We start from the raw sequence: 13,555 nt of genomic DNA on the forward strand, positions 1-13,555 counted from the left end.
TAGTTGGCTGTTTATTAAAATTTACTTATCAGGCTACCCAGTGTTTTAAGGCTCTGCTCAATTTCATCATTATACGGGATCCCAAAACTGATCCGGATAAAATTTGTAAAACGGCTGTCCGTGCTAAAGATCTGCCCCGGCGAAATGCTGATTTTGTAATCTAATGCCTGTTTATACAGTTCAAAGGCGTCAATTTTTTTGTTCATCTCAACCCAAAGCACATAACCACCTTGCGGCCTGCTTACTTTAACATCACCCGGAAAATATTCGGCAATGGCCTGGGTATACCTTAAACATTGTGTATGCAGCGCTTTACGAAGGTTGCGCATGTGCAGGTCATACCTCCCTGTTTCAAAAAAGTGCCCAATTGCCGCATGTGTGGGCGATGCTGATGAAAGCGAATGCATCAGCTTTAAATTGATGATCTGTGCTTTAAATTTCCCGGGAATACACCAGCCAACCCGGTACCCCGGCGCCAATGTTTTCGATACCGACGAGCACAGCATCACCAGGCCATGTTTATCGTAGCTTTTGCAGGTACGCGGCCTTGTTTTGCCAAAATGCATCTCGCCATAAATATCATCTTCAATAAGCGGCACCTGGTTTTTAGCTAATAATTCAACCAGCTTCTTTTTATTTTCATTGGTCATGCAATAGCCTAATGGATTGCTGAATGTGGGTACAAACAAACAAGCTTTTATTGGCTGTTTGCCAATAGCCTTTGCCAAATAATCCAGGTCAAGTCCATTGACGGGATCAGTAGGGATCTCTATTATTTTTAACCCAAGGCTTTGCACAGTACTAAAGATCCCAAAATAGGTTGGGCTCTCAATCGCTACTACATCGCCTGGCTTTGTCACCGCGCGTAGGCAAAACACCAATGCCTCCATACATCCCTGCGTGGTTACTACATCATCTGGTAATATATTACCGCCCCAGCTAAAAGCCTGGCGGGCTATATGTGTTTTTAAATTTGCGTTCCCCTGTACTCCCTCATAGCCAATGCAACTATTGTTGCTTAAGCGGATAGCTTCCACAATTGATTTATTGAGCTTAGCCCGCGGCAGCAGGGATAACGCTGGTGAAGCGACCGATAATTTCACAATACTATCAGCCGAAAAATTACGATATACCATGGCTATCATCTCATCAAGGCTTACCTTTTCCGACTCATTGCCCTGCATCTCACGCCTGGATTCGTCAAAAGAGCGGGCTGGCGTGTACCGCACATAATAGCCCGATTTGGGCCTTGCTTCAATCAATCCTTTAATTTCTAATTGAACGTAAGCCTTATAGGCTGTGCTCAGGCTTATGCCCTGCTCCTGGCTTAATGCGCGAACAGAAGGTAATTTCTCTCCTGTTTTTAATGTTCGCTGATGGATCAGGCTGCCCAGCCTATCGGCAATTTGCATATACAAAAAGTCTTCGTCAGGAGCCGTTACCAGGGTCGGATTATCTATCATCTGTATTATAGCAACAATCGGGTTTTTAATATTAGGTAATTGACAGAACTTTGTCTGTCAATTAATCCACTAATCTGTTATGCACAAAAATAATAATTCTGCATCTGTTTTATTAATAAATTATAACACATTTTTGTAAGGCAAAATAATTTTATGAACGAGATAAATTCAAAACCCGAAATTGGGTTGGATCCGGCGGATTGGGATGATATCAAAACTTTAGGTCACCAGATAATTGACGATATGGTTGAATATTTAAAGGGCATTGGCGAAAAACCAGTGTGGACGCCTATTCCAGAGCAGGTAAAGGATGAGCTTAAAAAGCCCATCCCTCAAGAGCCTGCTAATATTTTTGATGTATATAAGGACTTTAAGCAAAATATTTTTCCATATCATGGCGGCAATATCCATCCAAAATATTTTGCATGGGTAGAGGGTACCGGTACGCCAATGGGCGCCTTTGCCGATTTGCTTGCAGGTGTAATGAACAGCAACGCTACCATTGGCGACCAAAGCGCGTTGTATGTAGATAAACAGGTTATTAACTGGTGTAAGCAATTAGTGGGCTATCCTGCAGATAGCAGCGGTATATTAGTAAGCGGCGGATCAATCGCTAATATTACAGCACTTATAGTTGCCCGCAATACCATTATTGCTAATGCAAAAAACGCAGGGGTTTACGCAGCACAGGGTAAATTAACTGCCTATTGCAGCAGCGAAACCCATAATTGCCTCGGTAAAGCCGCTGAAGTAATTGGTATTGGCAATGAACAGTTAAGAAAGATCCCGGTAAATGATAATTACGAAATTGACGTTGAAGCGCTGAAAGCCAAAATTAAGGAAGACAAGAATAATGGCTTTATGCCGTTCTGCATGATCGGCAATGCCGGAACAGTTAACACCGGGGCCATTGACCCATTAAACGAGCTTTTGCAAATAGCCAGGACCGAAAAGATCTGGTTCCATATTGACGGCGCGTTTGGTGCACTTGCAAAACTGGTGCCTGCATACCAGGATAAGCTAAAGGCAATTGAGGAGGCGGATAGTGTGGCTTTTGATCTGCATAAATGGATGTATATGCAATATGAAGTGGGCTGCGTATTGTTTAAAAATGCAGCAACGCACAGGGCAGCCTTTGCTACCGCTGTCAACTATCTTACCGCCCATGACAGGGGCCTTGCCGCAGGGCCCGAAACTATTTCCAATTATGGGATGGAATTATCACGTGGTTTTAAAGCTTTAAAGGTTTGGATGAGCTTAAAAGAGCATGGAATAGATAAATATGCAGCTATGATAGCACAGAACATTGACCAGGCATTTTATCTTGGCAGGCAAATACAACAGCATATTGAATTAGAACTAATGGCAGCAGTTACTATGAATATTGTGTGCTACAGGTACAATCCCGGTAATTTGGATGATGATCAGTTAAACGTTCTGAACAAAGAGTTATTAATGAGGATGCAGGAAAAAGGCGTTGCCGCCCCATCAAATACCCTGCTTAATGGAAAATATGCTATCCGCGTTGCCATTACCAATCATCGCACCCGACGGAATCATTTGGATGAGATGGTTGCCGGTACTATTGCCATAGGCAATACGCTGATGAAAGAATATGACTCAAAATTGTTCAAATTTGACTTTTTAGTAAAAAAATAAACCACAACAAAACTTTATAATGATGACGCTGAACTATGATCTGAATGCCAATTATGTTCTAGAGGATGAACGTGTATTGTTGAGGCCCCTGCTCGAAAGCGATTATGACTTCCTGTTACCTTTCGCCTTAAATGAGCCCGATACATGGAAATACTCCTATTTAAGCGCCAGGGGCGAAGATGGCATGCGCAGGTATATCAAAGACGCGCTTGAGAATAAAGCAGCCGGCAAAGAATATGCTTTTATAGTTTATGATAAACAAAGCCAAAGCTATGCAGGGAGCACACGGTTTTATGATATTCAGCAAACGTGGCAAACTGTTCAATTGGGATATACGTGGTATGGCGAAAAGTTCAGGGGCACGGGGTTAAACAAGCGTTGCAAGTTTTTACTATTGCAACTGGCTTTTGAAACTTTAAATGCTGTACGTGTTGAGTTTAGGGCCGATGCAAGGAATGACCGCAGCATTGCAGCAATGAAAAGCATAGGCTGCGTCACCGAAGGGATTTTAAGAAACAATATGCCCTTGCAGGAAGGCGGCCGCCGGGACTCGATAGTTTTAAGTATTTTAAAAGAAGAATGGGATAGCGGAGTTAAGGAAAAACTTAAAAACAAGTTGATTGGTTGAATGAGTTGATTAGGTTTAAAATCATCTTAATGTAACTTAATCAATTTATTCTAACTCATTCAACTTAATCAACTCATCAAAAATGTAACAAAGAGATATTTTCACTATCTATACCATAAAAAAGGCTTATAGTGGAAAACATCCTCAATATTTCAAATCTTACAAAAACATATCAAAGCGCAGGCAGAACGCTAACTGTGCTTGACAATATAAACTTCGCTGTTGCGGCCGGATCGACTAATGCAATTGTAGGGCCATCAGGCAGCGGTAAAACAACATTGCTGGGCCTGTGCGCCGGGCTCGACAGGGCCAGCTCAGGCATGGTGGAACTAAACGGCATTAACCTTGGCAAACTAACTGAGGATCAGCTTGCACAGGTACGCAATCAATATATAGGCTTTATATTCCAAAACTTTCAGCTGCTGCCCACATTAACCGCGTTAGAAAATGTGATGGTTCCACTGGAGCTTCGCAGGGAAAAGAATATCAGGGCGCGGTCTTTAGATCTGCTTGATAAAGTTGGCCTTGCCGATCGCGGGCACCACTACCCTACCCAATTATCAGGCGGCGAGCAGCAGAGGGTTTCTTTAGCAAGGGCTTTCTCCAATGCGCCCCGCATCTTATTTGCCGATGAGCCAACCGGAAACCTTGATGCCGAAACCAGCGAAAAGGTGGTCAAACTGATTTTTGATCTGAATAAAGAAGCCGGAACCACTTTAGTTGTGGTAACGCACGACCTTGAGCTGGCAGCAAAAACGCAACGCATCCTCCGCATAAAAGGCGGCAAACTGATAGCTGACGATTTAACCATTAATGGATAACCGGCAATGGAAAATACTCCTGGCATTAACAAAAGAAAAATAAATATTCCCTGGCTTTTTGAAATGGCTTTGCGCGATAGCAGGAAAAATCGTTCCAGGTTGCTGCTGTTCATTTCGGCTATCATATTCGGTATAGCTGCGCTGGTTGCTATTTACTCTTTCAGGTACAACCTGCAAAATGATATTAATTCGCAGGCCGCTACATTAATTGGGGCCGACCTCGTAATATCAGGCAATAAACCTGCAGATGCCGCTATAAAACCATTACTTGATTCACTGGGTGATAAAAGATCGGAAGAGCGAAGCTTTGTATCCATGATCTATTTTCCAAGAACGCAGGGAACAAGATTAGTACAGGTGCGGGCATTGCAGGGTGGCTTCCCATACTACGGCAGCCTTGAAACAGAACCATTACAGGCAGGAACATCATTTAAAAACGGTAAAACAGCTTTGGTTGATAAAACCCTGATGATGCAATACAATGTGCATGTAAATGACTCAATAAAGGTTGGGGAGGTTACCTTTTTAATAGCCGGTATACTTGACAGAGCACCGGGGCAAACCGGTGTTTCAGCGGGCGTTGCCCCTATAGTTTATATCCCAATGCAGTATTTGGGGCAAACCGGCCTGTCAAAAAAAGGCAGCCGGATCAATTATAGCTTTTACTACAAATATGATAAGCCTGTAAATATAAGCAAGCTGGTGAAAACTATTGACCTTAGGGTGGATAAAGCAAATATGAACATCGAAACCATTGAGACCCGGAAAGAAAATACCGGCCGTTCCTTTGGCGATCTGACCCGCTTTTTATCATTGGTTGGCTTTATTGCCCTGCTGCTTGGTTGTGTTGGAGTAGCAAGCGCCATACATATTTATATCCGCGAAAAAATTGCGTCCATTGCCATTATGCGCTGCCTTGGGGTAAAAGCCTCGGAAGCATTTTTGATCTATCTCATCCAGATCATTGGCATAGGCATAATAGGCTCTGTCATCGGCGCCTTGCTGGGCACATCAATTCAGCACATTTTACCTATGGTGATGAAGGATTTTTTGCCCATCACTATCTCAACCGATATTTCATGGCTGGCCATTGGTCAGGGCATTTTATTGGGCATTATTATTTCGGTATTGTTTGCTTTACTGCCACTCATCTCCATCCGCAATATATCACCACTTAATACCCTCCGCATTGACTATGACAATGTGAACCTGGTGCGCGATCCTTTAAGATGGCTGGTTTATCTTTTGATCATCCTTTTTATCATAACATTTACTTTTTTGCAATTGGGTAGCTGGCTCGCAAGTATATTTTTTACCATCGGCATCCTAATAGCTTTCCTGATCCTGACTTTCACCGCATGGCTTTTAATGAAGCTGATGCGACTATTTATAAAAAGCTCGTGGGGTTATTTATTCAGGCAGGGCTTTGCCAATCTTTACAGGCCAAATAATCAAACCATTATATTAATCGTCTCGATTGGGCTTAGTACCGCTTTTATTTGTACGCTTTTCTTTATCCAAAGTATCCTTATGGGGCAGGTTAGCCTGTCATCAAGCGGCAATCAATCAAATATGATCTTGTTTGATATTCAAACCAGTCAGCAAAAAGGCATAGCTCAATTAACCAGGCAGCAAGGCCTGCCTGTTTTACAGCAAGTACCAATTGTATCTATCAGGATAGAGAAAATAAACGGCAAAACCGAAGCTGATGTAAAGAAGGACACTACGCTAAAAATTTCAAGCCGTGCCTTTACTTATGAATACCGGGTTACTTACCGTGATACACTTAGCGCTACCGAAAAAATAATAAAAGGGGATTGGATCGGCAAAGCGGATGCCGGCAAAGAGATCCCGGTTTCCATTGAAGATAATTTTTCAAAGCGTAACCATGTTAACGTTGGCGATCACCTGGTGTTCAACGTGCAGGGAGTAAGCATGCCTGCCGTTGTGAGCAGCGTAAGGCAAGTGAATTGGAGTAAGATCCAAACTAATTTCCAGATAGTTTTCCCAAAAGGTGTTTTAGAAGATGCCCCGCAATTTCATGTGCTGCTTACCCACGTGCCTTCTGCAAAAGTATCGGCACAATATCAAAGGGCGGTTGTTCGCCAGTTTCCAAATATCTCTATTATCGATTTGGGTTTGGTTTTAAATGTGATAGATGGCCTTTTGGATAAGATAGGCTACGTTATCCGTTTTATGAGCGCTTTCAGTATTATTACGGGTATAGTGGTTTTAATTGCTTCGGTAAGGATCAGCAAATATCAACGTATCCAGGAAAGTGTATTGCTGCGTACCCTTGGTGCAAGCCGTAAACAAATATTTACCATCACTGCTTTAGAATACTTATTTTTAGGCGCCTTATCGGCACTAACTGGTATAGTTATTGCTATTTCAGGGAGTTGGCTTTTAGCCAAATACAGTTTCGAAATTCCATTTACTATTAATTTGATCCCGGCGGTAATATTGTTTTTTATAATATCGTTACTTACAGTAATCATCGGCCTTTTAAACAGCCGCGGTGTGTTGAATAGACCACCATTGGAGATATTGAGAAGTAATTGATTTAAGTCCGGAGTCTTAAGTCGATAGTCCTTCGTCAGCCATCCGCCCGTTCAAGTGTCCACACTTGAATGCAAACAATTTAAGCGTCTACGCTTAAATTAACTAAGTGGAAAAGACGTAAGCGTGGACGCTTACAACAATAATCATTCAAGCGTGGACGCTTGAACGGGCGATTTTTTTTAGCTCAGAGCCTTAAGTCTCTAGCCCTTAGTCAGGCTATCGGTTTTGACTTAAGACTCTGGACTACAGACTTTTGACTCTGTACTTTAGACTAAAAATAAATGCGTAAACTAAATATCATATGCTTAATTATAATCGCACTGTTTTTTGCAGCCTGCGGTGATAAAAAAGCGCCATCTGAAGAAGCGTCAGTTACAACTAACCGGCCTGATTCTTTGTCAACAGCAAAAATCGTTTTATTTTTTGGCGATAGTCTTACTGCGGGCTATGGTTTGGATGATCCGTCACAGGCATTTCCGGGTGTCGTGCAAAATAAAATAGATGAGGCAAAGCTGCACTTTAAAGTTGTTAATGCAGGGGTAAGCGGCGAAACTTCCGCCGGCGGCAAAGCCCGGATAGCCTGGATCCTAAGGCAAAAGGTAGACGTATTTGTGCTGGAGCTTGGCGCTAATGACGGGCTGCGCGGCATCCCTGTAAGTGAAACCATGCAAAACCTGCAGGCAATTGTTGATGCAGTAAAAGCTAAGTATCCCGATGCTAAATTGGTATTACTGGGCATGCAGGTACCACCAAATATGGGGAGTAAATATGCCTATAGCTTTAAAGCTATTTTCCCCGGACTGGCAGCAAAAAACGACATGACCTTTATGCCCTTTCTTTTAAAGGATGTTGGCGGCGTGCCCTCTTTAAACCAAAAGGATGGCATCCACCCAACTGCCGAAGGCGCCAAAATTGTGGGTAATAATGTTTGGCAGGTATTGGAGAGCGTATTGCTTGGCAAAGGCTAATTTCAATACACAAATTGGTTTAAATCGGTTTAATCGGTACAAAGCGTTATAAAATTATCCGGGCCACTTTTCTTTAAACGATATTATATAACGCGTTTTCAAAAAAAATGCCGGTAATTTTTAATTAGAATTCGTCTATATAAGCAACAATTTCCTATTGATAGTAAAGGATGATTACCTTCGCAAAAAATTAAAATAAATGGAAAAAACCAAACTTACTATCAACAGTAATGGGTCTGTAAAAATAGATGGCGACTTTGAAATAGTTGACATGCAAGGCAATGCTTATGGCTTGCAGGGCAGAAATATTGTTTCTATTTGCCGTTGCGGTCTTTCGGCCAATAAGCCTTTTTGCGATGGCTCACACAAAGGCAACTTCGACCACAATGCAATAGCATTTGATCTGCCGCCAAAAAAAGTATAAATGACATAAGATTTACGAAGTTTTTAGGAACTTCGTAAAACTGAAATTTGTTATACTATAAAATCTTATCCATGGCTTCGGTAAAAGTTAATAACGTTACAATTTCCTATAAGGTAACCGGCAAAGGCGCACCTATCCTGCTGGTACATGGCCACCCATTTGATCACACCATGTGGGATCCGCAAACGGAGGCTCTTTCAAAACTATACCGGGTTATTACGCCAGATATAAGAGGCTATGGCAAAAGCAGCTTGCCTAAATCGGCTCCTACAAGGTTTGAGGATTATGCAACCGATCTGCTTACACTAATGGATGCTTTGGCCATTGACAGTTTCCATTTGGCCGGGTTATCGCAGGGCGGTCAAATTATTATGGAAATTTTCAGGCAGGCACCGTCAAGGATAAAAAGCCTGATATTTGCCGATACATTTGCCAGTTTAGACACCCCGGAAGTTAAGCAGGGCCGTTATGATACCGCTGATCGCCTGGAAAAAGAGGGAATGGATACCTACTCGGATGAGGTTATCTATAAAATGATAAAGCCTGAACACGTTACTTCACAACCAGCGGTAGCCGCTCATATAATAAAAATGATGAAGGCAACTTCACCAAAAGGCGCAGCGACAGCATTACGGGCCAGGGCCGAAAGGATTGATTATTTAAAGGATGTTTTGCCAACCATTAACATCCCCACCCTTGTAATTGTTGGCAGGCAGGATGAATTTACCCCTGTTGCCAAAGCTGAGGAATTACAGCAAAGCCTGCAAAACTGCAAATTAGTGGTTATTGAGGATGCCGGCCATATGCCAAATTTGGAGCATCCCGAAGAATTTAATAAAGCAGTGCTTGATTTTTTGGATGGGATAAGTAATTCCAACTCTTTTTAAATTTTATAAATCTCAGTGCCCTCCGTACTTTCTCTATGGTTAATTTTAACCGCAAAGGTCGCAAAGAGATTCGCAATGAAACACAGAGAAATAAGTTATTCTATTGATACCATCGCCTTAATCACACCGGTTTCTGGCTTCAACCAGCTTTCAAAATCCCTTTTTAGCTCATCAAAACCAACCCGATGGGTTATATAGTTTTTGGGATCTATTAAACCATTTTTCATGCAGGCAATAACATGCTCAAAATCATGCCGGGTGGCATTTCTGCTGCTCATTAACGTTGCCTCCCGCTTATGAAATTCAGGGTGACTAAAACTAATCTCACCCTTTTGCAAACCTATCAACGCAAACCTTGCCCCATGGGCCATATATTGAAAGGCATTATTAATAGCCTTCTGATTTCCGGTTGCATCAATAACTACCGTTGGCATATTTCCGGCAGTTATTGTCTTTAACTGATTCGACACATCACTATCCTTAGCATTTATTGTATAGTTTACTTTCAGGTGCTGCCTGCAAAAATCAAGGCGGCCTTCATTTACATCCATAGCTATTACCTGCGCACCGGCAATCCGGGCAAATTCCATCACGCCTAAACCTATTGGCCCTGCTCCTATCACCAAAACAAATTCTCCGTTTTTTATACCTGCACGGCCAACGCCATGAGCGCCAATTGCCAATGGTTCAACCAGGGCCAACTCATCATAGCTTAATCCTTCCCCATGCACAAGAGATGAGGAAGGCACAGAAATATATTCCACCATGCCACCATCAATATGTACCCCACAAACTTTAATATTCACGCAACAATTGGGTTTGCCGCTACGGCACGCTATGCATGTTCCGCAATTAAAATAAGGCATAAAGGTTATCGGTTCGCCTTGTGCAAAGCCAGGTGCATCATCAAATTCTATTAACTCTCCGGCAAGCTCATGTCCTAATATCCGTGGATATTCAAAATAGGGCTGTGTACCTTCAAAAGCATGCAGGTCTGTGCCACAAATACCAATCCGCTTTACTTTTATAATGGCATGCCCCTTTTGCAAAACAGGTTTTTCACCAGTTTTATATTCCAGCAGGCCAGGGGTGGTGCAGATCAATGTTTTCATTTCTATAACTCAACACGTTTCATAGTTGGCGAAAGCAAGTGCATTATTACCCACGCTAATAAATAAGCAAAACCGCAAATAGTGAAGATAATATTATAACCAACAACCAGGTGACCTGCTTCCTTATAGGTCTCCAAAATGTAGCCGATCAAAGTAGGAAAGAAGATCCCACCAACTGCACCAGCCATACTACCGATGCCTACAACAGAGCTGATTGCCTTTTTGGGGAACATATCTGACGCTGTTGTAAAAATGGTTGCGCTCCATGCCTGGTGTGCAGCAGCAGCCAATGCTATTAAGCCCACAGCCTCCCAAATGCCGGTTGCAAAACGAGCGGTTATAATCGGTACAACGCAAATTGCAAATATCAGCATAGAAACTTTACGCGCTTTAAATATTGGCCATCCTTTTTTAATCAGCCACGAGGAAAGGTAACCACCGCCAATACTACCAATAGTTGTAGCCGAATAAACAATTACCAAAGGCAGGCTTGGCTTTTTCAGGTCAAGATTAAAAGTACTTGCAAAATAGGAAGGCAGCCAGAATAAAAAGAAATACCAGATAGGATCGGTTAGTAACTTACCGGCTACAAATGTCCACGTTTGTCTCTTGCTTAATAGCGCTGCCCATTTAACTTTTTCCTGGGGTCCATCAACAACTTCTTCTGCATCGCTGTGAATAAATTCATACTCGGCAGCGGTTAACTTTTTGTGCTTTGAAGGAATTTCATAAAATATCAGCCAAAAAATAAGCCATATAAACCCGATCGCTCCTGTAATTATAAATGCCATTTGCCAGCCGTAAATACCCAGGATCCATGGAACCAGCACCGGGGCAGTAACCGCACCAATATTCGCCCCTGAATTGAAGATGCCTGTAGCAAATGCACGCTCTCTTTTAGGAAACCACTCTGCAACAGCTTTAATGGCAGCCGGGAAATTACCCGATTCACCAATACCCAATCCCATTCTAACCACTATAAAACCTGTAGTGCTTTTGACAATAGCATGCAGCATTGCGGCCAGGCTCCATAAAATTATGGAAATGATGTATCCTAATTTTGTACCTATCTTGTCAATAAAATTTCCAAATATCAATAGCCCGGCAGCATAAGCGGCAGTAAAAGCGGTTACAATATGTCCATAGTCAATTTCCGTCCAGTTAAACTGTGTTTCTAAGGTTGGTTTTAGCAGGCCGATGATCTGCCTGTCGAGATAGTTGATAGTTGTAGCAAAAAACAAAAGGGCCACTACTACCCACCTGTAGTTTCCTACCTTATTTTCTTTCATAATTATTGGTTTCAGGTTTATTACATTGCCGCTTTAACAAGTTCTATCGCTTTAATGGTATCGGTGTATAATTGGTCGTAAAGTTTTTTGTCCATAACATCTTTGCTTATCAGCTTGCTGCCCATGCCCACCGCACATACCCCGGCGTGAAACCACGAGCTGATATTTTTTGAATTAAGCTCCACTCCACCTGTAGGCATAAAAAGCTGCCCCGGAAACAAATCTTTGATGGAACTTATAAAGGCCGGACCTAATATATTAGCTGGAAAGATCTTTATCAGCTCCGCCCCGTTTCTTTGAGCCGCATAGATCTCTGTTGGCGTCATACAACCCGGAATCCATAATAACTTATATTTATGGGCTACTTTTGCAACCTCGGGGTTTATAATTGGCGATACAATAAAGTCGGCCCCAACATCAATAAAAGCCTCAGCATCCGACACATTTTTTATAGTGCCTATACCTAATAAAAGCTCGGGCATTTCCTTATGTGCCGCTTTCTTTAAGGCCTTAAAGTTATCCAAAGCCTGTTTTCCCCGGTTGGTATATTCAATTACCCTGATGCCGGCTTTGTAAAGCGTACGGGTTATTTGCAGACTCACTTCGGCATCTTCATAAAAAAACAAGGGTAACATGCCCTGTGTTAATATGCTGTTCAATACGGCTTTTTTGATTTTCATTTTGGTAATTCGTTTTTAATGGCAATGAAGCTATCATGAGCGGTTATTTATTTTTTTAGCTCATGACGGATTCATTTCATCGCATTTTTAATATCGGTTATAGTTCTGTCTGTAGCATCGCTTTTAACAAATAATTGCTCAAATGCCGCAGCAGTGGCAAATTCAAGCGTTTCAACTGGTTCAATATCATTATAAAACCCATAAATAATACCGGCCATAAAACAATCGCCGCTGCCAACTTTGTCTGTTACCTGCGTGGTTTCATATTCTTTTGAGTTATAAAATTGCCCATCTGTATAAAGGGTTGTATAATAATCTATATCAGCTGATGCATCAAACCGAAAGGTATTTGCCACGGCTTTACATTTTGGGTATTGCTGCATAATGCCTTCTGAAGTTTTTAATGCCTCCTTTAAGTAAATACTTTTTTGCCCCGATTCATGAATATTGGGGATAACCTCAATTCCTAACATAGTTTCGGCGGCCCAAACATTACCCATTACCAAATCGCAATATTTCACCAGTCCGGGCATTACTTCCAATGGTGTTTTTCCATATTTCCATAGTTTGGAGCGGTAATTCAAATCTACGGAAATAGTTATCCCTTTTTTTGAAGCAGCTTGTAAAACCTCCGTACAAACATCAGCCACATTTTTACTAATGGCAGGGCATATCGCGCTGAAATGAAACCAGCTTACATCTTTCAGTATCTCATCCCAATCTATCATTCCTCGTTTAAGCCGGGAAAATGCGGAGCCGGCACGGTCATATATTAAAGCATCATGTTTCAGGTCCTGGCCTTTTGTTAAATAGTAAAGACCCAGCCTGCCCTCGCCATAATAAACCGGCGAAGTATCAACCTGCTTATTTTGAAGAAACGATATGATCTGTGCAGACAGTCCGTTATCCGGCAACGCTGTAAAGTATTTGGATGGCAATCCCCATAAGGCCAATGCAGTTGCCACATTCAGCTCGGCACCACCAACATAAAAAGGCAATTGATTATTATTGAGCCATTCGCCACCAGCATCAGGGGTTATCCTCAGCAATAATTCGCCGAAG

General features: G+C 42.1%; 12 protein-coding genes. 7 read left to right on the forward strand and 5 right to left on the reverse strand.

Annotated features, from left to right (window positions below):
• Window positions 1–14 precede the first annotated feature (14 nt).
• Window positions 15–1,463 carry a PLP-dependent aminotransferase family protein gene (locus JWQ54_RS27885; protein WP_299591172.1) on the reverse strand — a complete coding sequence of 483 codons (1,449 nt, stop codon included), beginning with the start codon at window positions 1,461–1,463 and terminating at the stop codon, window positions 15–17.
• A gap of 153 nt (window positions 1,464–1,616) precedes the next feature.
• Between JWQ54_RS27885 and JWQ54_RS27890 the strand changes: the two genes are divergently transcribed.
• From JWQ54_RS27890 to JWQ54_RS27920, 7 genes are all read left to right on the forward strand, one after another.
• A complete protein-coding gene (locus JWQ54_RS27890; RefSeq protein WP_299591174.1) occupies window positions 1,617–3,122 on the forward strand; it encodes an aminotransferase class V-fold PLP-dependent enzyme in 1,506 nt (501 codons plus the stop codon).
• A 19-nt stretch (window positions 3,123–3,141) separates the two neighbouring features.
• Entirely contained in the window at window positions 3,142–3,750 is a 609-nt protein-coding gene (locus JWQ54_RS27895) for a GNAT family protein (RefSeq protein ID WP_299591176.1), read from the forward strand.
• Between the two features lie 128 nt (window positions 3,751–3,878).
• A complete protein-coding gene (locus tag JWQ54_RS27900; protein ID WP_367187149.1) occupies window positions 3,879–4,571 on the forward strand; it encodes an ABC transporter ATP-binding protein in 693 nt (230 codons plus the stop codon).
• Between the two features lie 6 nt (window positions 4,572–4,577).
• The gene (locus tag JWQ54_RS27905) at window positions 4,578–7,133 is read left to right on the forward strand and encodes an FtsX-like permease family protein (protein WP_299591180.1); all 2,556 of its coding nucleotides are present in this window, start codon (window positions 4,578–4,580) and stop codon (window positions 7,131–7,133) included.
• A gap of 281 nt (window positions 7,134–7,414) precedes the next feature.
• Window positions 7,415–8,101, forward strand: a complete 687-nt coding sequence (locus JWQ54_RS27910; protein WP_299591182.1) for an arylesterase — start codon at window positions 7,415–7,417, stop codon at window positions 8,099–8,101.
• A gap of 199 nt (window positions 8,102–8,300) precedes the next feature.
• Window positions 8,301–8,525: a CDGSH iron-sulfur domain-containing protein gene (locus tag JWQ54_RS27915; protein WP_299591184.1), complete on the forward strand. Its 225-nt coding sequence runs from the start codon at window positions 8,301–8,303 to the stop codon at window positions 8,523–8,525.
• Window positions 8,526–8,596: 71 nt separating this feature from the next.
• Window positions 8,597–9,412, forward strand: a complete 816-nt coding sequence (locus tag JWQ54_RS27920) for an alpha/beta fold hydrolase (RefSeq protein WP_299591186.1) — start codon at window positions 8,597–8,599, stop codon at window positions 9,410–9,412.
• Window positions 9,413–9,507: 95 nt separating this feature from the next.
• Here JWQ54_RS27920 and JWQ54_RS27925 read toward each other — a convergent pair whose 3' ends face one another.
• From JWQ54_RS27925 to JWQ54_RS27940, 4 genes are all read right to left on the reverse strand, one after another.
• Complete coding sequence (locus JWQ54_RS27925) at window positions 9,508–10,524, reverse strand: zinc-binding alcohol dehydrogenase family protein (protein ID WP_299591188.1); 1,017 nt, start codon at window positions 10,522–10,524, stop codon at window positions 9,508–9,510.
• 2 nt (window positions 10,525–10,526) lie between these two features.
• Window positions 10,527–11,813, reverse strand: coding sequence for an MFS transporter (locus JWQ54_RS27930; RefSeq protein WP_299591190.1), 1,287 nt, complete (start codon window positions 11,811–11,813; stop codon window positions 10,527–10,529).
• A 20-nt stretch (window positions 11,814–11,833) separates the two neighbouring features.
• Entirely contained in the window at window positions 11,834–12,493 is a 660-nt protein-coding gene (locus JWQ54_RS27935) for a bifunctional 4-hydroxy-2-oxoglutarate aldolase/2-dehydro-3-deoxy-phosphogluconate aldolase (protein ID WP_299591192.1), read from the reverse strand.
• 71 nt (window positions 12,494–12,564) lie between these two features.
• Window positions 12,565–13,555: sugar kinase (locus JWQ54_RS27940; RefSeq protein WP_299591194.1), on the reverse strand; the 991-nt coding region annotated here is incomplete at its 5' end.

The sequence above is a fragment of the Mucilaginibacter sp. genome (assembly GCF_028288225.1).
Taxonomy (GTDB): Bacteria; Bacteroidota; Bacteroidia; order Sphingobacteriales; family Sphingobacteriaceae; genus Mucilaginibacter.

Bases quoted from the DNA above. Each gene is read 5' to 3' on its own strand.
- JWQ54_RS27935 (WP_299591192.1), bottom strand. From the start codon at position 12,493: ATGAAAATCAAAAAAGCCGTATTGAACAGCATATTAACACAGGGCATG.
- JWQ54_RS27910 (WP_299591182.1), top strand. From the start codon at position 7,415: ATGCGTAAACTAAATATCATATGCTTAATTATAATCGCACTGTTTTTT.
- JWQ54_RS27920 (WP_299591186.1), top strand. From the start codon at position 8,597: ATGGCTTCGGTAAAAGTTAATAACGTTACAATTTCCTATAAGGTAACC.
- JWQ54_RS27895 (WP_299591176.1), top strand. From the start codon at position 3,142: ATGATGACGCTGAACTATGATCTGAATGCCAATTATGTTCTAGAGGAT.
- JWQ54_RS27930 (WP_299591190.1), bottom strand. From the start codon at position 11,813: ATGAAAGAAAATAAGGTAGGAAACTACAGGTGGGTAGTAGTGGCCCTT.
- JWQ54_RS27905 (WP_299591180.1), top strand. From the start codon at position 4,578: ATGGAAAATACTCCTGGCATTAACAAAAGAAAAATAAATATTCCCTGG.
- JWQ54_RS27885 (WP_299591172.1), bottom strand. From the start codon at position 1,463: ATGATAGATAATCCGACCCTGGTAACGGCTCCTGACGAAGACTTTTTG.
- JWQ54_RS27925 (WP_299591188.1), bottom strand. From the start codon at position 10,524: ATGAAAACATTGATCTGCACCACCCCTGGCCTGCTGGAATATAAAACT.
- JWQ54_RS27915 (WP_299591184.1), top strand. From the start codon at position 8,301: ATGGAAAAAACCAAACTTACTATCAACAGTAATGGGTCTGTAAAAATA.
- JWQ54_RS27890 (WP_299591174.1), top strand. From the start codon at position 1,617: ATGAACGAGATAAATTCAAAACCCGAAATTGGGTTGGATCCGGCGGAT.